The following is a 21,572-nucleotide window of genomic DNA, read 5'->3' on the forward strand; positions in this document are numbered from 1 at the left end:
GAGGAAGCTACTGAGGAAGCTACTGAGGAAGCTACTGAGGAAGCTACTGAGGAAGATAAAAACCCTGAAAAAGATTCAAAGACTAAGTCCAAAAAATCTAAAAAAGATGCTCTTCCTGAAGTAGATTTTGATCTTGCTCCTACTCCTGAAGGAGTTAGAAAACAAAAAGATGAAAGAGAAGAAATCATTGCTAAAATAGCTGATGAAAGAGAAGAGTTTAACAAAATAGCTAAAGAACAACGTAAAATACGTGACGAACTTAATAATGATTTAAAAGAAAATCTAAAATTAGCTATTGAATTAAGAGATAATCGTAATGAAGTTAATAAATCTGTGGAAGAAGCTAAAAAATTACGTGACAATGTTAATGATGAGCTCAAAAAACTTGAGTGGTCTTCTGGAAGAAGAGATAGGTTAAAACTTGAGAATGAAATCAAAAAAATTGATAAAATCATCGAAACTCGAGTTTTAGATATCAAAAAAGAAAATCAATTGGTAAAGAATGCTAATGATTTAAGAAAACAATTAATGGATATCCAAGAAGACGAAAAAATTAAAGAAGAAGCTCAAAAACTTAAAAAGATTTCTGAAGATCATCATGCAAATGTAGTTGAATTATCTACTCAGGCTCAAGATTACCATGAGAAAATGCTTAATTACTTCAGAAAAACTGATGAAATTAGGACTGAAGCAGATGAAGCTCATAAAAAGTTTGTTGAAGCAAGGAAAGCAGCATCTTCTAAACATGAAGAGTTTAAAGTTGTTTTAAGCGAAATTCATGTTATCAATAAAGAACTTGGAACTAATAAATCTAAAAGAAGAAAATCTGAAAAACAAGCTAATACTAAGAAAAACCGTGAAGAAAAAGAGAAAGCTCAAGATATATTTGAAAAATTCAAACATGGTAAAAAACTTACTACTGAAGAGCTTTTACTTTTACAGAAACACGACATAGGTTAATTTTAGAATGCCAATTATTTTGTAATAGGAGTATTTTTTAGAAATAAAAATAATTTTTCTCCCCCTATTATAATTAATTGCCAAATTTAGTCCAAATAGTTTTTAATATGAATATTTAAGACTATTTTATTAATCTAGCTATTGGTGAAACAATGAGTAAGGATATAAAAAATGAATCTCCTAATCAAATTGATAATAATGAAAAAATAGAAATTTGTTATATGTGCCACCAAGAGTTTAACATTAATGAGGATGATGATAGTCATTATCATTATGGAAAATATCCTATGTGTGCATACTGTAGCGAATTTTATGGATTCTATAAAAAAGATCGATAAATTTCTTATTCTTATATAGCTAGTGTTTTTATTCTTTTTTTATTTTATAATTTAAATTTAATATAAAATTATTTTTTATTTATTATTCTAATATACTTACTTTCTTAGAATTATTTTTTGAATATTTATTTTTATTATTCAGGTTTTGATTATTAATAAATAAAAAAATTTAAATAATACTATTTCATATATTAGTATTAATATTTATTATTATTAAATTTTTAGAAATATTTTGTAATATTTATATATTTTTTGATATCTCATTATAAATAAAATAATATAAATATTATAAAATAGACTAAAATAGATAAGTTCAAGAAATATTTAGATATAAAATAGTAAGTTAAAAAATACAGTTAAAAAAAAATATTATTGTTTAATATATTATTATTTAATTTATTATTTAATTTATTAATATTATTAGTTAAAAATTACATTTATATTATTATTATTATTATTATTATTTATAAAATACTGATTATTAGATTTACAAAATAAAGTGATATAATGCATGAAGTGATTATCTGTGAGAAACCAAAATCTGCTGAGAAAATAGCTCAAGCTCTTTCTTCCAATGTAAAGAAACTTAAATATGGTAGAAAGGTTAACTATTGGGAGATTAATGAGAAAGATAAAAAAATTACTATAATATCTGCTGTAGGTCATTTGTATTCTTTAACTCCAAAAAATCAAAAAGAAAAAGTATATTTTGATTTAAAATGGGTCCCTGCCTATGAAACACAAAAAAATTTAAATTATGTTAAAGATTATGTTTATGCTATAAAAAAATTAGGTAAAGGTGCGGATAAGTATATTCATGCTTGTGATTATGATATTGAAGGAACCTTGATTGGTTTTAATGCATTAAAATATGCATGTGGTGAAAGTTCAATTGATATAACCTCTAGGATGAAATTTTCTACTTTAACAAAAAAAGATCTTATTGAAGCATATAATAATCAAATAGAATTAGATATTCCTCAAGTTAATGGAGGAATAGCTAGACATATTGTTGATTTTTATTTTGGGGTTAATATATCTAAAGCTTTAACAAATGCCGTTAGGAAGGCTAAATATAAATATTTACAGTTATCAGCAGGTAGGGTGCAAACTCCAACATTATCTATATTGGTAGATCGTGAAAAAGAAATTCAGAGCTTTGTACCAGAACCATACTGGTTGATTAAAGCATTGCTTCAAAATAACTCTGAAAAAGAGGATATTATTGCAGATCATATAGATGGTAAGATTTTTGACTCTAAACGGGCAGAAAAAATATTTGAAAGATGTCAGGGTGCAGATTCAACAATAGATAAATTAAAAATCACTGAAACTATTAGAAAACCACCAATTCCTTTTAATTTAGGAGGATTACAGTCTGAAGCCCATACTGTCTTTGGATTCAGTCCTAAAAAGACCCAAACTATTGCTCAAAATCTTTATACTGAAGGTTATGCTTCTTATCCTCGTACTTCCTCTCAAAAATTACCTGAAAGTTTGGAATTTGATAAAATATTTGCTCAATTATCTGAAAATGAAGTATTCAAAAAACATATAGATGCCCTCTCTCAGAAAATTAAACCAAATGAAGGTAAAAAAACTGATGCTGCTCATCCTGCTATACATCCAACAGGGATTATTCCTAAAAAATTAGATTCTGATAGCGCTAAAATTTATGAACTTATTGTCTATCGATTTATCAGTGTATTTTCTGAAAATTCTAAATTAGAAACTTTAAGGGTGGATTTAAGTGTTGATAAAGAAAAATTCTTTTTTAAAAGAAAAAGAGTTTCATTTATGGGTTGGTTGGATCATTATCCTTTCCGTAAAATTGAGGAAGATGTTTTCCCTACTCTTAAAAAAGGAGATAAACTTAAGGTAAATGAAATATTGTCTGAGGAAAAAGAAACTAAACCGCCTGCTAGATATAATGAGGCTTCCTTAATTAAAGAATTAGAAAAAAGGGAATTAGGCACAAAGGCAACAAGGGCAGATATTATTGCAAAATTATATGATAGAAAATATATATCTGGGAAAAAAATTGAGGTTAATCAACTGGGTATGAATATTATTTCTAATTTGCAAGAATATTGTAAGAATCTCACTAGTGAAGAACTTACAAGAGATTTAGAAAAAGAACTTGAAGGCATAATGGCTGATAAAGTGACTAAAGATAAAGTTATTGGTGATGCAAAAAAAGAAGTGCTAGCTATACTTGAAGATATTGATAAAAATAATCTTAAAATTGGTGAAGGTTTATATAATGCATATCAAGAGAGTAGAATTGTTGGTAAGTGTGCTTGTGGAGGCAATTTAGTTGTTAGATTTTCTCCAAAAACTAAATCTTCATTTGTGGGTTGTTCTAATTATCCTGATTGTAATGTTATTTATTCTCTCCCTAAAGGGGCAGAAGTACTAAAAAGTAAATGTGAAAAATGTGGGCTTCCTAATATCTCTTTTGGAAGAGGTAAATCTAGAAGAAAAGCTTGTCTAGATTCTAAATGTGGTGTGGATCATTCAGTAGTTAAAGAGACTGAAATCGTTGGTAAATGTCCAGATTGTGGTAAAGATCTCATTAAAAGACATGGTCGCTATGGAGAGTTTGTTGGCTGTAGTGGATTTCCAAAATGTAAATTTACATCCTCTTTAGAGGAACTAGAGGATAAATTATCTGAGAAAAATAGCAATTAATTGTATAATTTGAGATTTTGAATATTATATTATTATTAAAATTTTATATAATTAAAAAAGTTTCATTACAATTAATTATAAATTTAAATATAATTTTGTTGTTATTAATATCTCTTTTTTAATCTATTTAATTTTTTACTCTTAAAATCTAATTATTACTTTTTATATTATATTTATTATTTTTAAAATTTATAAATTAATTCTAATAATTTTCCTTAAAAACAGTATAATTTAATAAGGTAAAGTTATAAATATCTAGGATAATATTGTTATTTAGACAAATTAATAATATTTATTAAAATTGTATTTCAAATAATATTGTTGACTTTATAGTAATGGATATATTTTATCTAATAATATTTGTGTTATCATACACTATTATTATGGATATAGATATATTCAATATTGTCATGTTGTATTATTTATATATATTTTGGATTGTTCTTTAATAATCAATAATCAATATTTTTATAATTCACAAATTTATTCTATAATATTTTTTTGGATTATAAAATTTTACATGAATTTTTACATAATCATATATTAGTTATTGTTTAACTTTGAAATATTGATTTAGATTAATAATAGGATAATTTGAAACATAGTGACTTTGAATATTTAATTAGTATAATGTCCTTTTACTAGGATATGTATAATTTAATTAATATTTAATTCATTTACTGGATGATATTTATGGATAAAAGTAAAATAATGTCGATATTAAAGTCAGTAGCTATCATACTGGTAATTGTCTGCTTTGTCGCATTTTTGCGATTTCAAGCAGCTGATTTATCAGTTATTCCAACTGATCAACAATCTTTCTACAAAGACGCTAGCGGACTTCCCTATTTCACTGAAATGGATTCATATTATAACTTACGTATGACAGAAAATTTCCTTGACTATGGACATATGGGAGACACTATTAAAAATGGTACTCCTTGGGACACTCTTTCTTATGCTCCTGAGGGTAGAAGTGCAGACTACAAGCCAATGATTGTTTATGTAACTGCTTTCTTATATTATATTTCTAATATATTTTCGGATGTTTCTTTAACAGAGGTCGCATTTTATACTTCTGTGTTAATAGCTCCACTTGCAGCTATTCCTGCATTCATTATTGTCAGAAGACTTACTAATAATTATGGGGGTGCAACGGCTGCCTTAATTGTAGCTTTAGCTCCAAATTATTTTGCTCACACATTTGCAGGATTTTTTGATACAGATATGTTTAATGTAGTTTTACCTTTGTTTTTAGTTCTATTCTTTATTGAGAGTATAAGGTCGAGTAAATTAATTTATAGGCTAATTTATATCTTTTTAACAATTATCACAATGGTTCTTTTCTCTTTAGCATGGGATGGATATATATTTTATATAGGTATGTTAGTCATATTTATGATTGTATATTTATTATTAGGTTTTATACTTAAAGTAAATCTTATTAAGCCGAGAAAGGACTATTCTAACTTATTAGCTTGGTTCACGGATCAAAAAGAAATTTTTTCCATTGTTGTTATTGCAATCATTGGGTTTATTGGTTTAGGTTTGACAAATGGTTTCGATTCTATTGTACAGGCTCCTTTTAATCTCATTGGTGCGACTCAAATTCAATCTGTAGCTAATGCTGCTGCTTATCCTAATGTTTATATTTCAGTTGCTGAATTGCAAATTCCAAGTCTTTTAACTGGAGGAATATCTGGTGCATTTTCGGCTAATTCTGGAGGTATAATCAATGGTGTGGGGGGAATTGTAGCATTATTTGGTGCATTCTTTATTTTGATTTTATTTGCACAAAGATTATGGAAACTTAGATCATTTAGAACAAAAGATATAAGTAAAAAACCTCCTAAGGGGCAACGTAAATCTGCTTCTAAATTAAAAGAAAGTAAGAGTAGAGATTCTCTTATAGAATCTACATTAAGTGATATAAAAACTATTGAGGATGTAAATAGGAATAAACGTGAAACTTTACTTTATCTTGTATTGTTTTCTGTATGGATATTCTTATCTGCAATTGCGGTAACACAAGGTTCAAGGTTTATCATGGTTTTAATGATTCCTTTAGGGCTTTGTGTTGGCTTATTTGTAGGATATGCGGTAGTATACATCAAAGATAGGGTAGACAGTAAAAATAAGTTAATGGCAATAGCTATTGTTGGGACTTTCTTGATTGTTTATCCTCTGTTCCAAACATTTGCTGTATTTTATCCTTTGTTTAATATCTCTTCTACATTAGCAATGATTATTCCGATAATCATATGTTTTGCTATAATTGGAATCTCTGGATTATTGATTTACGGTTTCAGAGGGTTTAAATCTTCTAAATTTGCTAAAACTGCAGTAATATTAATATTAACATTCGCAATAATTTCTCCTACAATATTTGGTGCATATCAAGTTTCAGAATCTGTTGTCCCAAGTACTAGTGATCCAATGTGGGATTCCATGCTATGGGTTAAAGCAAATACTACTAATGATACTACTTTAGCATCTTGGTGGGATTTTGGTTATTTATTTGAAATAGCTTCTGAAAGACCAACACTTTTTGATGGTGGTTCGCAAACAGGTATAAGAGCATTTTGGACCGGTAAAGCGATGACGACGAATGATACGAATCTCTCTGCAGCTATATTTGAAATGTTAGCTTTCAGTGGTGATAAAGCAACAGAATTATTGGATAATTATACTCATAATGATAGTGAGAAATCTGTTGAAATTCTTCAAAATACATTAACTCTTCCAAAAGAAGAAGCCAAGAATAAGATGATTAATTCTTATAATCTGACATCGGCTCAAGCAACTAATGTTGTAAATTTAACACATCCTGATGAACCAGTTCCGGTTATATTTGTTGCAAGTTCTGACATGTTACAAAAAGCTGGTTGGTGGTCTTACTTTGGAAATTGGGATTTCAATATTAAAAATAGTACGGGTTATCAATATCTTGTTGCTCAACAACCTGCTACTATGGAAAATGTTGGAAATGGTATTTATCAAGCAAATATAACTAACTTGGAAGAGAATGGTATTTTATTTAAAACCATTGTTACAAAAACTGCTGATAATAATAGCACTAATGCGACTACTGCAGCAGTATTTGCAAATGGAACTCCTGTTAAAACACAGAATAATACTTCATTCAATCCTTTCACAGTTAATAGGTTAGTTATTATAGAAGACAATATGCTGGTTAAGAATGAAACTGTTAATGAAAGTGGAAACTATACTTTACTCGTGATGGCTAATAATGGAACTTATACTTCGGTTATTATGAGTAAAGAACTTGAGAATTCCATGTTTACCAAGCTTTTCATACTTGGAGGATTTGGACAAGATTCCTTTGAAATGGTACATATGGATGATGGAATTTCTTTATGGAAAATTAGTGGATACAATACTTTAAGAAATGAAACAGGATCTACTAATAGCTCAACTTGATATTTAGTTATATCAAGTTAGCTATATAATCTAAAAAGATTCATTTACGAGCATATTCCCATATATCTTGGGTATGTGCTTTTTTATATATTTTATTATTTTAATTTTTAATTTAGTAATATACTATTTTTTAATATAATGGAATATCAAATTTTTATTGTAATTATCATGATTATTTATTATTAAAATATTATTGGATATTAGTGAGTTTTATGGATATAGATGAAAAAATAAAGAAAATTGAAGATGAAATTCAAAAAACTCCTTATAATAAGGCTACATCGCACCACATTGGTAAACTCAAAGCTAAAATATCAAAATTAAAAGAAGAATCTCTTCAAAGAAAGAGTTCTGGGACTAAAGGTAAAGGTTTTCATGTAAAAAAAAGTGGAGATTCGACTGCAGTTTTAGTTGGATTTCCTTCTGTTGGAAAATCAACTCTACTAAATGAAATAACTAATGCGGAGTCAAAAGTTGGCGCATACCAATTTACTACTCTTGACATTGTTCCAGGAATTATGGAGTATAGAGGGGCCAAAATTCAAATTTTTGATATTCCTGGAATTATAACTGGGGCTGCTGGTGGAAAAGGTAGAGGTAGAGAAATTCTTTCTGTAGCAAGGACTGCTGATCTAATTGTAATAGTTTTAGATGTTTTTAATCCTCAACATCTTGATATTATTTTAAGGGAATTAAGAGATATTGGTATTCGTCCAAATGAGAATAAACCTGATGTCACGGTTAGGAGAAAAAAACTTGGTGGTGTGCAAGTTTCTTCAACAGAAGAATTAACCCATCTTGATGAAGCTACTATAAGATCTATTATAAATGAATATGGTATGCATAATGCAGATGTTCTAATTAGGGGTGATGTGACTATGGATCAATTTATAGATTCTTTGGAAAACAATCGTTCTTATGTTCCTGCAATAGTCGTTTTAAATAAGGTTGATCTTGTTGATGATACTTACCTAAAAGAGTTAAAAAAAACTATTCCTAATTTTATTCCAATTTCTGCTGATAAGAAACTCAATATTGATTATCTTAAAGACCAAATATTTGAAAATTTGAATTTAATAAGAGTTTATCTTAAGCCACAAGGGAAAAAAGCCGACTTTGAGGACCCTTTGATAATTAAAAAAGGCGCAACTGTCTTAGATGTTTGTGGAAAATTACATAGGGAATTTGTGAAAAATTTCCGCCATGCTAAGGTTTGGGGAGATTCTGTTAAATTTCCTGGTCAAAAGATTGGTCCAGACCATGTTTTAAATGATAAAGATGTATTAAGAGTTATTCTTAAAAAATAATCTTTATTGACTCTCTAATTCCTATTAATTATAGATTAATAATTAAAATTAATTAATTATATTAATCAAATTAGTCAAATTAATTGTATTGTGATTCAAATATGAAATATTCTAATCAAAACTCTCATAATAAAGTTATATTTATTACTGGAACTCCTGGAACCGGTAAAACTTCATTAGCCAACTTTTTGAAAGAAAAATTTTCAGATAATTATATTTCTAAAATAATTAAAATTAGTGAGTTAGCTATACAAAATGATATGATTGAGGGTATAGACTCTGATAAAGGATATAAAATAGTCAATATTTCAAAGCTAGATAAAAAAATCAATGAAGAAATTGAAAATTTCATGTTAAATAATTTAATTTTAGATAGTTCTTCAAATGATATTAATAATATTAAGTCAAATAATAAAAAATATTTTAAGTTATTAATTGTCGAAGGACACCTTTCACATTTATGTAACTGTAAAAATGTTGATAAGATAATTGTTCTTAGGTTAAATCCAAAAATATTAGAAAAAAGGCTTAAATCTAGGAGTTATTCTGAAAATAAGATTAATGAAAACTTAGAAGCTGAAGCACTGGGGGTATGTTCGGCAGAAGCTTATCAAAATTATGCAGATCATCTTAATGAAATTGATACATCTGATTTATCTATTAATGAAGTTGCTTCTATTGTTGAAAGCATAATATTTGATGAAAAATCTTTTCCTGTTGGAAAAATAGATTTCATGGATTGGTTTTTATTTTGATTGTATTTGAATGTCTATATTTTTAAATTATATTATTTAGCTAATTATATGAAGATACTAATAATAAATATTAATATTAATAAGTATTAGTAATTTTATTAATGTTTAAGAATATAGTAATCTTTTTAAAGTATAAAATATAAAATCTTTATTGATAGATTATTTGTTTTAAAATAATTTTAATTATCATGATAATTTTATTGATTAGGCCTGATTATTACAATAATCAAAAGTTATCATATTATAAAAATTATATTTCTTTATTATATTTAATTATATATTATTATATAATTATTGAATATTGCATAACTAAATATATCAAATAATAATTATAAATTTTTTATTTCATAATAATTTTTCATTCACAATATCATTAACAATAATTTTTTGTAATTGTAATAGTTTTATTTATTAATTTTAAAATTCTCGCTGAATTTTATTATATTCTTAAAATTATGAAATTATTAAAAATAATTTAACATAAAAAATAATTTAATTATTAAATAAAAAAAATTATTATCAATGAAATAAAAATTGATAGAAAATCTTTTTATATAGAAGATACAAAACATTATTATTACTCTTCTACTACCTAAATAGTTGAGACTAAATTTTTAGATATACTTTTGAAAACATCTAAATTTTACTATCATTACTTGAATAAGCTAAATTTTATAATATTTTTCTTTAATAGTATGTTTTACAATTATATGGGGTCTAATATTGCGAAGAGGAAAAAGACCTAAATGGATGATTGATATAGCTAATGAACGTATGAATATTCTATTTTCCATGGCAAAAAAAGAATTTTCAAATAATCCTAATAGGTCACATAGATATGTGAGTTTAGCTCGTAAAATATCTAAAAAATATAATACTAAAATCCCTGAAAACTGGAGGCGTAGTTACTGTAAAAATTGTTATAAATTTTTAAATCCTTCTAAAAATTCTTCAGTTAGGTTATTTGATGGGGAAGTAAATATTAAATGCCATGAATGTAATGAAGTTATGAAAATACCTTATAAAAAGGAAAAGAAAGAAAAGAGGAGAGCTAAAATTGAGTACTATGCCATCAAAAAAAGAAATAATGAATAGAGCTCTCAATTCTATGACAATAAACATTGGGAAAGCTGGAATAAATGAAAATGTTATTGAAGAAATAAAACGCCAGCTTAAAGCAAATGAAATTGTTAAATTAAGATTTGCAAAGAATATTGCAGATGATAAAGAAGATTATCTTACAGGAATAGTTGAAAAAACAAGATCTAAACTTGTTGATTTAAGAGGAAATGTTGCTGTAATTTACAAAAAGAAACCATAATTTTAATATTCACTGAAATTTAGTTGTGTGCTTAATATTTCATTGATTTGGTTTAATAATAACAATAAAATTTATTAGGAGAATTAATATGACTACTGTATATGATGTACCTGCTGATTTATTAATAAATAAAGTTGCAAAAGATTTTAATGAAAATAATGATAAAATTGATGCTCCAGATTGGACAAGCTTAGTAAAAACTGGTGTTCATAAAGAAAGAAAACCTGAAAATATTGATTGGTGGTATGTAAGGTGTGCTTCAATTTTAAGAAGAGTTTACATGGATGGACCTGTTGGAATTAATAGTTTAAGAACTTTCTATGGTGGAAAAAAAGATAGAGGAGTTACTCCAGAAACTTTTAAAAAAGGTAGTGGGGCTATTGTTAGAGGAGCATTAAACCAACTTGAAGATGCTGGATATATTCAAAAAGTAGATGCTGGAAGAATTGTAACCTCTGAAGGTAAATCTTTCTTAGATAAAACCTCTGGTGAATTAATCAAAGATATTCCAGAACTTGAAAAATATTAATTGCCTTTTTAATAGGGTAATTATTTATTTATATTTATTGGTTATTACTAATATTGATGCTGATTCATTTAAATTAGCATTTAATTTTATTTAGCTATATTCATCTAATATTATCTATGTTTAGATATTTAATAAATATTTAATGTTATTTTTTAGCATGATTTTTTATAGATAATATTATAGATATATTATAATATTTATATCAATCAATACTTTCTGGTTATTGAATTAATTAATAAAATATTAATTACTAATTATTTTAATACTAACATCGTTAAGATTGTATATTTATTACATTTTTATAAATATTTAAATTGGAGGTCCTGAAATGAGTGATCTTGATGAATTGCGCCGTAAAAGGATGCAAGAGTTACAGCAACAAGCTGCTGCTAATGAAAATCAACAAGTACAGCAACAGATGCAACAACAACAGATGCAACAAGAGATGGAATCACAAAAAAGGCAATTAATGATGCAAATTTTGACTCCAGAAGCTCGAAGCAGGTTAGCCAACCTTAGATTAACTAAACCAGAATTTGTAGACCAAATTGAAATTCAACTTATACAATTGGCTCAAAGTGGAAGAATGAAAGGTAAAATTACTGATGAACAACTTAAAGTTCTTCTAAAGCAGTTATCTGGACAAAAAAGAGATATTAATATTACTAGAAGATAATAATTTGATTTAATTTATTTATAATGAGCTATTATAGTGAAATATAATGGGCTATTATAATGAAAAATTAATTTAATATGTATTAATATTTTTAAAATTCAATTAATATATTAAAATAGTATTCAATTTGTATATTAAATTATTATATAAAAATTATATTCAAAATTATATGTTTAAATATATGAAAAATAAAATGAAAGCTTATGTTTTATATAGTGGAGGAAAAGATAGCTCACTGATGGCTATTCTCCTAAAGAAAATAGGAATAGAAGTTGAACTTGTAAATGTAAATTTTGGTGTTTATGATTCTTTTATTCCTTCTCAAAAGTCTGCCAAATCTCTTGGAATAAAACATAATGTTTTGAGTTTAGACAAAAATATATTGATTAACTCTGTTGATATTATATTAAATGATGGATTTCCTAATAATGGTATTTCTTACCTTCATAAAGCAGTAATTGAAGAATTAGCTAATTTAGCAAATGAGAATGAATTTTTAATTATTGCTGATGGGACTCGTCGAGATGATAGGACTCCTAAATTGAATAAAGATGAAATTAGGAGTTTAGAAGATAGAAAAAATATTCAATATATTAATCTAGATAGTTTTGGTTATAAAACTATTGATTCTTTAGTTTCAGATTTATTTATTATCACTCAAGAAGAAAGTAATATGGATAATAGCTCTGATTACGAAGTAGAAATTCGTTGGTTTATTGATAAGGAAAAAAATCTTAATTCTAGTGAGATATTTCCAAAACATTTTCAGACAAGAGTAATTGGATTGAATGAGTAATTTTAAATAAATATTTGCTTCATTATTAATTTAATGAAATAAGTTAATAGTAAAAATATTAAAAAATAGACAATATAAATATATTTAGTAGAATCAAGTAAAATATATAAGTAAAATAATATACTAATTTAAGATGATATATAACTCAAAGATAATATATTATTATGGTATAATATTATTACCAAAATATATTAATAGAATTAATAGGCTTATATATTATTCATATTTAATTAATTTAAATATTCAATTTAATCTGTATAATTAAGATTAATTCTACTGTGGAATGATGCTTAACCATAGTAGTATTCACATGATTTATGTTCATATGGTGTAAAAATGAGTAGAAATAAACCATTAGCTAAGAAATTAAGACTAGCAAAAGCTAATAAACAAAATAGAAGAGTCCCAATATGGGCTTATGCGAAAACTAAACGTCAATTAAAATACAGACCTAAACCAAGACATTGGAGAAGGAATAATCTTAAAGTATAGGTGTTATTATGGAAAGAACTTACACAATACCTCTTAGGGATGCTAAGAATGTACAAAGGACTATAAGGGCAGCTAAAGCTATCAGAGTAGTGCAAGAATTCTTAAAAAAACATATGAAATCAGATAATATTAAAATTGATTCATCTGTTAATGAAAAAATCTGGGAAAGAGGAATTAAAAAAATCCCTTCAAAAATCAAAGTTAAAGCTGTTAAAGATGATGATGGAGTTGTAGAAGCAACTTTGGCTGAATAATATTAAATTATAAATAATATTAAATTATATATTAATAATATTAAATTAATATTTTTATTTAAGTTATCAGCAAATACTAAGATTTTAAAGATAAAAATTAAATTATATTAAAAAATTATATTTATATGTGAGGAAGGTACAATGCTTGAAAGAATAAATTTAACTGGAAATCCAAATTTAGGAGTATATATTTCAGTAACTGATCAAATAGCTATTGTTCCCTTTAATTTTCCTGAAATAATGGAAAATCATATAAAAGAATCATTAGAAGTGGATGTTATACGGACAACTATATCTGGAAGTAATCTATGTGGTGCATTATCTTGTGGAAATTCTAATGGTATTATATTATCTCCCTATGCATTAGATAGTGAGATTGAATTATTGGAAGAAATTGGGCTTAACATAGCTAAAATTTCTGATAAATATACTGCTGTTGGAAATATTATTGCAGCAAATGATAATGGTGCTATTATAAGTCCTTTAATCTCTGAAAAATCTGCTAATATTATTGAAGAAACTTTAGATGTTCGGGTTGAAAGATCAGAGATAGCAGGGTTTAATATTATTGGTTCATTAATTACTGTCACAAATAAAGGAGCTCTTATTCATAGAGAATCATCTAAATCTGAGCTTAAATTTGTTGAAAATGTTTTTAAGGTTGAATCGAATATTGGAACTGTTGGTCAGGGTATAAATCTTGTTGGAGCATGTTCTATAGCTAATTCTTTTGGAGCAATTGTCCCAGAAAATAGTACTGGTCCTGAAATGGCACGTGTTGAAGAAGCTTTAGGGTTTTTAGAACCTCTTTAAATTTTCAATATTTGAGTAATATTTTGAAAATATAATTTAAAAACTGAAATTTTATAATTTAAATTAAAATTACAATTTTACAAACTATTATAATGTGGTATCATGAAAACAAAAATATATAGAATTCAAGGTAAATTCGCAATGGGTGATCAATCTCAAGTGTTCACTAAAGAATTAAAATCAATGAGTGAAAAAAATATTTATGAAAAGATTTATTCTGAGTTTGGTAGTAAACATGGGATAAACAGAAATCAAATTATTATTGAAGAAATTAAAGAGATTTCTGCTGATGAAGTTACTGATCCTTTAGTAAAAGCATTATTATAATTTTATTTTAACACAGTATCTTTTTTATACTCAGTATCTTTTTTATATTATTATATGGATTATTAATTTTTATATTTAATTTTTAATAATTAATATTTTATAATTATTATATTTTATAATATTTTAGCAGTATTATATATGGAAATAAAATTAATTTTATTAAGGTGTAATTATGGAAGATCAGCAAAGATTAGATGAAATGGTAAATGAGCTTAATTTATATAAAAGTCAGGCTGAAGTATTACAACAACAAGTTGAGGCTATACAAGCTTCTTTAGCTGAAGTTGAAATATTAGAGTCAACATTGGAAGATGTAAAGGAAAAAAATTCTTTAGAAGCATTAGTGCCAGTTGGAGCAGGATCTTTCATGAATGCTGAAATCAAAAACACTGATGAGATTATTATGAGTGTTGGTGCAGGGGTAGCTATTAAAAAATCTGTTGAAGATGCTAAAGAAACATTATCTTCTCAAAAGGATGAATTAAATGATAGCCTTGATAAAATGTTAAAAAATCTTCAAAAAATTAGTCAAATTGTAGCACAATTATCTCCTCAGGCTGAAGAGTTAATGAGAAAAGTTCAAGCAAGCAATGCTCAACAAGCAATGTAATATATTTTTTATTTTTTAATGCTATTTAATGGGATTTTGCTTTTAAATAGCAAAATTAACTACTTTTAATCATAATTTACTATTTTTATATAATTATAATTTAAAATTTACTATCTATATTTTTTATTTTTATTTATCTTGTTTTAGGATATTTTCTTTATATTGAGAAACAACTTAACTTTTAAAAATGGATATATTAAGTATAATTTTAATAAATTATTATGGTTAAATTTTTATATATCAATAACAATATAAGAGTGATTATAATAGTTTAAATATTATTATAATATTTAGAATTATTATTATTATTAATAAATTAATTGAATTATCTATTTATACATTTTATAATTTAATATGTGCCTATTTATTCATTTAATAAATATTCTATACTTTTAAATTCTTTATTTTCAAATAATGAGTTATATTATAAGGGATGGTAATAATTTGTTCGAATCAATAAAAAAAAAATTTGCAGAAGCTTCTGGAAAATTAACTAACAAAGTTTCTAAAGAAGCAGAAGAAGAAAACAACCTTAAAATTGAAGGTAAAATTCAAGAAGAACAAAATGAACTTAATTCAACCGTTAAAAAAGATATAAATAAAGAAACATCCATGGATAAATCTGAAATAACTAGTATTGGTTTAAAAAATTCTGAAGAAATTGAAAATAGTTCAAATGACTCAAATATTGAAAAAGATAATGATATTAAAGAAAATAAAGAAAGTACTTTTTCTAAGATAGGAGAAAAATTAAAATTTAGAAAATCTCAAGATGAAGATTTTATTAATGAGATTCATGATGATGAAGTTGATGATAAATCTCTAAATAAGGATAAAATTAGCCAAAATGGAGATATATCTTCTATTAATGAAAAAATATCGGAAGAAAAAGAATTAGAAGATAAAAAATTAGAAGATAAAAAATTAGATGATAAAGAATCTAAAGATACAGAAAAAAAATCAGGAATTTTTTCTTTCATAAGAGAAAAAACCATTTCTGAAAAAGATTTGGATGATATTCTATGGGAATTAGAACTTTCTCTTTTGGAAAGTGATGTAGCTATTGATGTAGCTAATTTTGTAGTTGAATCAGTCAAAAAAGATCTTATTGGTCAAAAGATTAAAAGAAGTAATGATGTTGAAGAATATACTTACCAGGCGCTTAGAAATGCTGTATCAAAAATTATTGATATTGAAGGCAAATCAATGACTGATATGCTTGAAGAAAAAAATAAGAAAGGCGAACCACTTGTTGTAATGTTTGTTGGTATCAATGGAACTGGAAAAACAACAAGTATTGCTAAATTAGCTAATTATTATATTAAAAAAGGATATACTCCAGTTGTAGCCGCATCTGATACTTTTAGGGCAGGAGCTATTGAACAAATTAGTTATCATACGGATAAACTGGGTGTTAAAATTGTTAAACATGAAAAAGGTTCTGACCCTGCAGCTGTTGCATATGATGCTGTTGAACATGCAAAAGCAAAAGGAAAAGAACTAGTTTTAATTGATACTGCCGGTAGGATGCAAACAAACACTAATCTTATGGATGAAATGAAAAAGATTCAAAGAGTATCTAAACCAGATCTTGTTGTTTTTGTTGGGGATGCTTTAACTGGTAATGATGCTGTTGAACAAGCTACTAAATTTAATGATGCTATTGATATTGATGGAGTTATTCTTACAAAAGCGGATGCAGATTCAAAAGGAGGGGCATCTCTTTCAATTGGATATGTTATTGGCAAACCTATCATGTTTTTAGGAATGGGTCAAACTTATGATGATATCAAGGAATATGATCCTGATTGGATGTTAGATCAAATATTTAGTTGATAATCGATCTTTAAGGGGTTATTATCTTTCTAACTCACTTAATAAACTTCCAGCTACACCTATATTTTCAGGTTTAATCTCCCTTATTAAAACTGTCACAGTGTTTTCTGGTAACCCATATGTTTCAGCTGTTAGTTTTGTTAACTTTTTAACATATTCTCTTTTTTTATCAACATCAAGTTTGTTTGATTCTACTATTACAACTGGCATTTTTTATCTCCTTTATTATTTATTTAAACAAATAGCTATTATTAATTTTTATTTGTTGCATATTAACTTTTTTTATTATTAATATTTTTAAAAATTATTTAAACATTATTCAATTATTATTTTTGAGTAAGTTTATAATAGCTATTGAGAATTATATTGTATAAAGTTATATCTCTTAAGGTACATAATTATTTTTATAATCTGATTAAAAATAAATTTAAATAAATTTTTAAAGTATATTTAATTATAATTATATAATTATATCTCTCAAAATTAAATTTTTTAGGCATATTTAAGAAGAGTAATAAATAAAAATAATTTTTAATTTATATACTAATTTGATTAAATTTAAGATAGGTGTGATTAAAATTGTTAGGCGAAAAAGAACTCATAAAATTATTTCCTGATTTTAAAGAATCAGTACAACCTTCTGGAATAGATTTAGCTATTGATGAAGTATTTATTCAAAAATCACCAGCATCTCTTATTGATAATGAGAAAAATTTACCTGATATTGAAGCAATTGAAGGGCCAATATATACACTAAAACCGCACACTGCTTATTTAGCTACAATAGATAGGAAAATTAAAATACCTAAAGGATATACAATGCTTTATTTGCCTCGTTCAACACTTCTGAGGTCTTTTGTATCTGTTCAAACTGCTGTTGGGGACCCTGGCTTTTATGGAACTCTCATGTTCATGGTCTATAATCATGGAGAATTTGACTATAAAATTAAAAAAGGCGATAGAATTGCTCAAGGGGTTGTATTTGAAGTTGATGGGTCAGGAGAATACTCTGGTACTTATCAAGAAGAATAATTTCCTCGATAATTATATTTTTTAATTTATTAACTATTATTTAATTATATTTTTTTAAAGATTAATGATTTTATTTATTTTTGTATTTATTTATTTATTTATTTAATTGATTGTGTGTAAAATGAATGTTTCAGAATATATTGTTAAAATTCTTGAAGATATTGGTGTTAAACACATTTTTGGCCATCCGGGAGAACAAATTATTCCGTTTTATGGAGCTTTAAATAATTCTAAAATTAATCATATTTTAATGAGGCATGAACAAGGGTCTGTTCATGCTGCTGATGCTTATGCTCGAGTTTCTGGAAAATTTGGAGTTTGTATATCAACAGCAGGTCCAGGGGCATTAAATATGGTTATGGGTGTTGGAACTGCATTTAAAGACTCAATTCCAATGCTTATAATAACGGGGGATAATCCTCAAACTCATGAAAAAAAAGATGGATTTCAAGATATTGATATTGAATCTGTATTTAAACCTATAACCATTAAAAATTTCAATCCTAAAAATGGCAAATCTGCTATAAAAAACATTAAATATATTATTAAAACTCTTGTGAATGAACCAAGAGGCCCAATACACCTAAATCTTTCTAAAAATGTTCTTTTAGACCAAAATATTGATGAAATAATCAATCAGGATTTACATCTTTATAAAAATGAAATAGATTTATGTTATGATTATTATGAGTATAATAATATAGATTCTGCAATATCTGAAATAGAAAAAGCTAATAGGCCTTTAATAATTGCTGGTGCAGGAGTATTTTGGGGAAACGCAATTAATGATCTTAAACTTTTTTCTGAAAACAATAAAATTCCAATTGCTCATACATATCACTCAAAAGGTCTAATAGAAGGTCATGATTTTGAATTAGGGCTTGTTGGAATTAGAGGATCTAAAATGGCTAATTTTGCTTTTAAAAATTCGGATTTACTAATATTTTTAGGTTCTAAGATATCTGAGAGAACAACAGCTATTGATAAAAATTTTGATTTTAAAAGAGCCAAAACTAAAATTATCAGTGTTAATATAGATGAAAATACTCTTTTCGGAGATATTAAAATTCATGGTAATGTAAAAAATGTTTTAAATTATTTTAATTCTTCGGATAGGATTAAAAATTTATCCTATAACTATTGGATAGAAAAAATTTTTAATAATAATGAAAAAATTCATATTAGTGGTTTGAATAGTGAAAAAATTCCTTTAAAACCACAAATAGCTATTAAATTAATAATGGAATCTTTCAATGATTCAAAATTTAATAATCCTATTTTCGTTAATGATGCAGGTTCACATACAACTTGGGTCAACCTTATATCTGAAATTTATAATAAAAGAGTTATTTTTTCTGGTGGAATGGCTCCTATGGGTTATGGGTTACCTGCTGCTTGCGGTGCATCAATAGCTAAACCTAATAATAATATAATTCTTATTAATGGGGATGGTGGCTTTCAGATGAATATTCAAGAATTAGCCACTATATCTTCTAATAATTTGCCAATTTTGATTGTTATATTAAACAATTCCCAGTTAGGTGTAATCAGGCAATGGGAAAATCTCTATGATGAAAATTTGAGATATTCTGTTGATTTAAAAAATCCTGATTTTGTAAAATTAGCAAATTCTTATGGGATTGAAGGAGATTCTGTAAATTCTAAAGAGGGATTAAAACTAGCTATTAAGGATTTAAAATTAGATAAACCTTATTTATTAGAAGTTATTATTGATGAAGAAGATATTCCGGTTGTTAAATCTTAATTAATCATCTTTAAACATTAAATAATCATTAATAATTCAATAAACTTAATATGATAAAATTAAGAGTATGGTGAAATAAGTCTGAAAATGATTTATATGGTAAAATAAGCCTAATTTTTAATTTATATTTCATTTCATGTTTTTTTGGCTTAAAATTAAAATAGGGTATGAATTTTTAATTATAATCTAAAATAAGTTTTATAATTATACAATAAGAACATCAATAATAAATTTAAAATAAAATTATGATATTAATAAAATAAATAAAAATAAAATATTAAATGAATCATAAATATGATTCATTAACTGCAGCTACTCCTGCTCCCATGTCAATGTCGAATCCAAGACCTTTCAAGGTCATTCCAAGTGCAGAAAATGTAATAGCTAATTCTTTATAAGATATGTTACCCATATGTCCAATTCTGAATATATTTCCTTTTAGATGGTCTTGTCCACCAGCTAACTCTACTTTATATTTATTTCTCATTGTACCTCTTAAATCTGCATCAGTAACATTTTCTGGCATTTTGACTGCAGTAACAGTTGTTGATGAGACTTTTTCATCAGGGAATATTTCAAGACCAAGGGCCTTAACTGCATTTCTTGAAGCTTCCGCAGCTGTTTCATGTCTAACTACTCTTTCTTCTAGGCCTTCTTCTTTGACAATTTTTAAAGCTTCGAATAAAGCGTATATTAATGAAACTGATGGGGTGTATGGTGTTTCAGGAGGTGTTCCAGCACCACTTTTTTTATATTTTTTCATATCTAAGTAATATGTGTTAGAATCAACTTTATCAATTACTTCCCATGCATCATCATTTAAAGTGATTGCAGCTAATCCTGGAGGGGCTGCTAAACATTTTTGGGATCCTGTTACACAAATATCTATGCCATAATTGTCTACGTCTACTCTATCTCCTCCTAAGGATGATACGGTGTCTACAATATATAGTGCATCATAATCTTTCATAACTTTCCCAATTTCTTCGATAGGGGCAGCTACACCAGTAGAAGTTTCATTATGTACTATGGTAACTGCTTTAATATCTTCGTCACTTTCAAGAGCTTCTTTAACTTGTTCAGGAGTTACAGCAGTTCCCCATTCAACAGCTAATTCTTTTGTATCTATCCCAAATGAATTAGCAATTTGCATAAATCTCTGTCCAAATTTTCCTCCTACTATGTTTAATATTTTTTCTCCAGGTTTTATAGTGTTTGCTATAGCTGCTTCCATAGCTGATGTACCTGAACCAGTAAGTAAATAAGATTGGTTTTGTGTTTTAAAAACCTCAGACATTAATTCAGTAGTTTCAGTAAATATTTCTCCAAAAATTGCGCTTCTATGGTTAACAATATTATCAGACATAGCTTTTAGAACTCTTGGCGCTACACTTGTTGGTCCAGGAAGCATTAACAAAGTATCATCCATTTTATATATTCCTCCAATTTGTGATTATTTTATATAAACATGATTAATTATAGTCTAAATTATATGATATTTTAAACTATATTACAAACTTTATTTAATATATATAAAAAGTTTTTCTATTGTATAAAATTTTTTTTTTTATATATGAGGACGACTCATAAAATTTTTTTCTTTTTTTCTTTTTTTGGATTTAGGGTTTA

General features: G+C 26.2%; 20 protein-coding genes and 1 pseudogene. 19 read left to right on the forward strand and 2 right to left on the reverse strand.

Going from position 1 to position 21,572, the window contains the following annotated elements:
- The 17 genes and pseudogenes from Q0087_RS06560 to ftsY form a co-directional block, all read left to right on the forward strand.
- Nucleotides 1–960: pseudogene (locus Q0087_RS06560) on the forward strand (phosphoserine phosphatase SerB); the annotation flags it as partial.
- 152 nt (nt 961–1,112) lie between these two features.
- Nucleotides 1,113–1,298: a hypothetical protein gene (locus Q0087_RS06565; RefSeq protein WP_297898879.1), complete on the forward strand. Its 186-nt coding sequence runs from the start codon at nt 1,113–1,115 to the stop codon at nt 1,296–1,298.
- A 507-nt stretch (nt 1,299–1,805) separates the two neighbouring features.
- A complete protein-coding gene (gene topA / locus Q0087_RS06570; RefSeq protein ID WP_297898880.1) occupies nt 1,806–3,989 on the forward strand; it encodes a DNA topoisomerase I in 2,184 nt (727 codons plus the stop codon).
- Nucleotides 3,990–4,682: 693 nt separating this feature from the next.
- Nucleotides 4,683–7,430: an STT3 domain-containing protein gene (locus Q0087_RS06575; RefSeq protein WP_297898881.1), complete on the forward strand. Its 2,748-nt coding sequence runs from the start codon at nt 4,683–4,685 to the stop codon at nt 7,428–7,430.
- 212 nt (nt 7,431–7,642) lie between these two features.
- Nucleotides 7,643–8,737: a GTP-binding protein gene (locus Q0087_RS06580; protein WP_297898882.1), complete on the forward strand. Its 1,095-nt coding sequence runs from the start codon at nt 7,643–7,645 to the stop codon at nt 8,735–8,737.
- A gap of 101 nt (nt 8,738–8,838) precedes the next feature.
- Nucleotides 8,839–9,492 (forward strand): adenylate kinase family protein, encoded by a 654-nt coding sequence (locus Q0087_RS06585; protein ID WP_297898883.1) that lies wholly within the window; start codon nt 8,839–8,841, stop codon nt 9,490–9,492.
- Nucleotides 9,493–10,215: 723 nt separating this feature from the next.
- On the forward strand, nt 10,216–10,587 hold the full coding sequence (locus Q0087_RS06590) for a ribonuclease P protein component 4 (RefSeq protein WP_297898884.1): 372 nt from the start codon (nt 10,216–10,218) through the stop codon (nt 10,585–10,587).
- Entirely contained in the window at nt 10,559–10,813 is a 255-nt protein-coding gene (locus Q0087_RS06595) for a YhbY family RNA-binding protein (RefSeq protein ID WP_297898896.1), read from the forward strand. The genes Q0087_RS06590 and Q0087_RS06595 overlap by 29 nt, the downstream gene beginning before the upstream one ends.
- Nucleotides 10,814–10,901: 88 nt before the next feature.
- Nucleotides 10,902–11,342, forward strand: coding sequence for a 30S ribosomal protein S19e (locus Q0087_RS06600; RefSeq protein ID WP_297898885.1), 441 nt, complete (start codon nt 10,902–10,904; stop codon nt 11,340–11,342).
- 328 nt (nt 11,343–11,670) lie between these two features.
- The gene (locus Q0087_RS06605) at nt 11,671–12,018 is read left to right on the forward strand and encodes a DNA-binding protein (RefSeq protein WP_297898886.1); all 348 of its coding nucleotides are present in this window, start codon (nt 11,671–11,673) and stop codon (nt 12,016–12,018) included.
- A gap of 193 nt (nt 12,019–12,211) precedes the next feature.
- Nucleotides 12,212–12,814: a hypothetical protein gene (locus Q0087_RS06610; protein ID WP_297898897.1), complete on the forward strand. Its 603-nt coding sequence runs from the start codon at nt 12,212–12,214 to the stop codon at nt 12,812–12,814.
- A 336-nt stretch (nt 12,815–13,150) separates the two neighbouring features.
- Nucleotides 13,151–13,306 carry a 50S ribosomal protein L39e gene (locus Q0087_RS06615; protein ID WP_042702295.1) on the forward strand — a complete coding sequence of 52 codons (156 nt, stop codon included), beginning with the start codon at nt 13,151–13,153 and terminating at the stop codon, nt 13,304–13,306.
- Between the two features lie 8 nt (nt 13,307–13,314).
- Nucleotides 13,315–13,560 (forward strand): 50S ribosomal protein L31e, encoded by a 246-nt coding sequence (locus tag Q0087_RS06620; protein WP_297898887.1) that lies wholly within the window; start codon nt 13,315–13,317, stop codon nt 13,558–13,560.
- A 141-nt stretch (nt 13,561–13,701) separates the two neighbouring features.
- Nucleotides 13,702–14,373 carry a translation initiation factor IF-6 gene (locus tag Q0087_RS06625; protein ID WP_297898888.1) on the forward strand — a complete coding sequence of 224 codons (672 nt, stop codon included), beginning with the start codon at nt 13,702–13,704 and terminating at the stop codon, nt 14,371–14,373.
- Nucleotides 14,374–14,475: 102 nt separating this feature from the next.
- On the forward strand, nt 14,476–14,700 hold the full coding sequence (gene rpl18a / locus Q0087_RS06630; RefSeq protein WP_297898889.1) for a 50S ribosomal protein L18Ae: 225 nt from the start codon (nt 14,476–14,478) through the stop codon (nt 14,698–14,700).
- Nucleotides 14,701–14,872: 172 nt separating this feature from the next.
- Nucleotides 14,873–15,310: a prefoldin subunit alpha gene (gene pfdA, locus Q0087_RS06635; protein ID WP_297898890.1), complete on the forward strand. Its 438-nt coding sequence runs from the start codon at nt 14,873–14,875 to the stop codon at nt 15,308–15,310.
- A gap of 444 nt (nt 15,311–15,754) precedes the next feature.
- Nucleotides 15,755–17,146 carry a signal recognition particle-docking protein FtsY gene (ftsY, locus tag Q0087_RS06640; RefSeq protein WP_297898891.1) on the forward strand — a complete coding sequence of 464 codons (1,392 nt, stop codon included), beginning with the start codon at nt 15,755–15,757 and terminating at the stop codon, nt 17,144–17,146.
- A gap of 21 nt (nt 17,147–17,167) precedes the next feature.
- On the opposite strand, the gene dmpI is transcribed toward ftsY, so the two are convergent.
- The gene (gene dmpI / locus Q0087_RS06645) at nt 17,168–17,356 is read right to left on the reverse strand and encodes a 4-oxalocrotonate tautomerase DmpI (protein WP_297898892.1); all 189 of its coding nucleotides are present in this window, start codon (nt 17,354–17,356) and stop codon (nt 17,168–17,170) included.
- A gap of 369 nt (nt 17,357–17,725) precedes the next feature.
- Between dmpI and Q0087_RS06650 the strand changes: the two genes are divergently transcribed.
- The gene (locus tag Q0087_RS06650; protein WP_297898893.1) at nt 17,726–18,178 is read left to right on the forward strand and encodes a deoxyuridine 5'-triphosphate nucleotidohydrolase; all 453 of its coding nucleotides are present in this window, start codon (nt 17,726–17,728) and stop codon (nt 18,176–18,178) included.
- Nucleotides 18,179–18,299: 121 nt separating this feature from the next.
- Complete coding sequence (locus tag Q0087_RS06655; protein WP_297898894.1) at nt 18,300–19,943, forward strand: thiamine pyrophosphate-binding protein; 1,644 nt, start codon at nt 18,300–18,302, stop codon at nt 19,941–19,943.
- Nucleotides 19,944–20,229: 286 nt separating this feature from the next.
- Here the strand turns inward: Q0087_RS06655 and Q0087_RS06660 are convergent, their stop codons facing one another.
- Nucleotides 20,230–21,372, reverse strand: a complete 1,143-nt coding sequence (locus Q0087_RS06660) for an alanine--glyoxylate aminotransferase family protein (protein ID WP_297898895.1) — start codon at nt 21,370–21,372, stop codon at nt 20,230–20,232.
- Nucleotides 21,373–21,572: the final 200 nt, after the last annotated feature.

It is taken from the genome of uncultured Methanobrevibacter sp. (assembly GCF_937881195.1).
Lineage (GTDB): Archaea > Methanobacteriota > Methanobacteria > Methanobacteriales > Methanobacteriaceae > Methanobinarius.

Excerpts from the sequence above, each read along its gene's own strand:
- Q0087_RS06655 (WP_297898894.1), top strand. The coding sequence starts at position 18,300 with ATGAATGTTTCAGAATATATTGTTAAAATTCTTGAAGATATTGGTGTT.
- Q0087_RS06565 (WP_297898879.1), top strand. The coding sequence starts at position 1,113 with ATGAGTAAGGATATAAAAAATGAATCTCCTAATCAAATTGATAATAAT.
- pfdA (WP_297898890.1), top strand. The coding sequence starts at position 14,873 with ATGGAAGATCAGCAAAGATTAGATGAAATGGTAAATGAGCTTAATTTA.
- topA (WP_297898880.1), top strand. The coding sequence starts at position 1,806 with ATGCATGAAGTGATTATCTGTGAGAAACCAAAATCTGCTGAGAAAATA.
- dmpI (WP_297898892.1), bottom strand. The coding sequence starts at position 17,356 with ATGCCAGTTGTAATAGTAGAATCAAACAAACTTGATGTTGATAAAAAA.
- Q0087_RS06620 (WP_297898887.1), top strand. The coding sequence starts at position 13,315 with ATGGAAAGAACTTACACAATACCTCTTAGGGATGCTAAGAATGTACAA.
- Q0087_RS06600 (WP_297898885.1), top strand. The coding sequence starts at position 10,902 with ATGACTACTGTATATGATGTACCTGCTGATTTATTAATAAATAAAGTT.
- Q0087_RS06625 (WP_297898888.1), top strand. The coding sequence starts at position 13,702 with ATGCTTGAAAGAATAAATTTAACTGGAAATCCAAATTTAGGAGTATAT.
- rpl18a (WP_297898889.1), top strand. The coding sequence starts at position 14,476 with ATGAAAACAAAAATATATAGAATTCAAGGTAAATTCGCAATGGGTGAT.
- Q0087_RS06605 (WP_297898886.1), top strand. The coding sequence starts at position 11,671 with ATGAGTGATCTTGATGAATTGCGCCGTAAAAGGATGCAAGAGTTACAG.
- Q0087_RS06595 (WP_297898896.1), top strand. The coding sequence starts at position 10,559 with ATGCCATCAAAAAAAGAAATAATGAATAGAGCTCTCAATTCTATGACA.
- Q0087_RS06575 (WP_297898881.1), top strand. The coding sequence starts at position 4,683 with ATGGATAAAAGTAAAATAATGTCGATATTAAAGTCAGTAGCTATCATA.
- Q0087_RS06660 (WP_297898895.1), bottom strand. The coding sequence starts at position 21,372 with ATGGATGATACTTTGTTAATGCTTCCTGGACCAACAAGTGTAGCGCCA.
- Q0087_RS06610 (WP_297898897.1), top strand. The coding sequence starts at position 12,212 with ATGAAAGCTTATGTTTTATATAGTGGAGGAAAAGATAGCTCACTGATG.
- Q0087_RS06580 (WP_297898882.1), top strand. The coding sequence starts at position 7,643 with ATGGATATAGATGAAAAAATAAAGAAAATTGAAGATGAAATTCAAAAA.
- Q0087_RS06585 (WP_297898883.1), top strand. The coding sequence starts at position 8,839 with ATGAAATATTCTAATCAAAACTCTCATAATAAAGTTATATTTATTACT.
- Q0087_RS06615 (WP_042702295.1), top strand. The coding sequence starts at position 13,151 with ATGAGTAGAAATAAACCATTAGCTAAGAAATTAAGACTAGCAAAAGCT.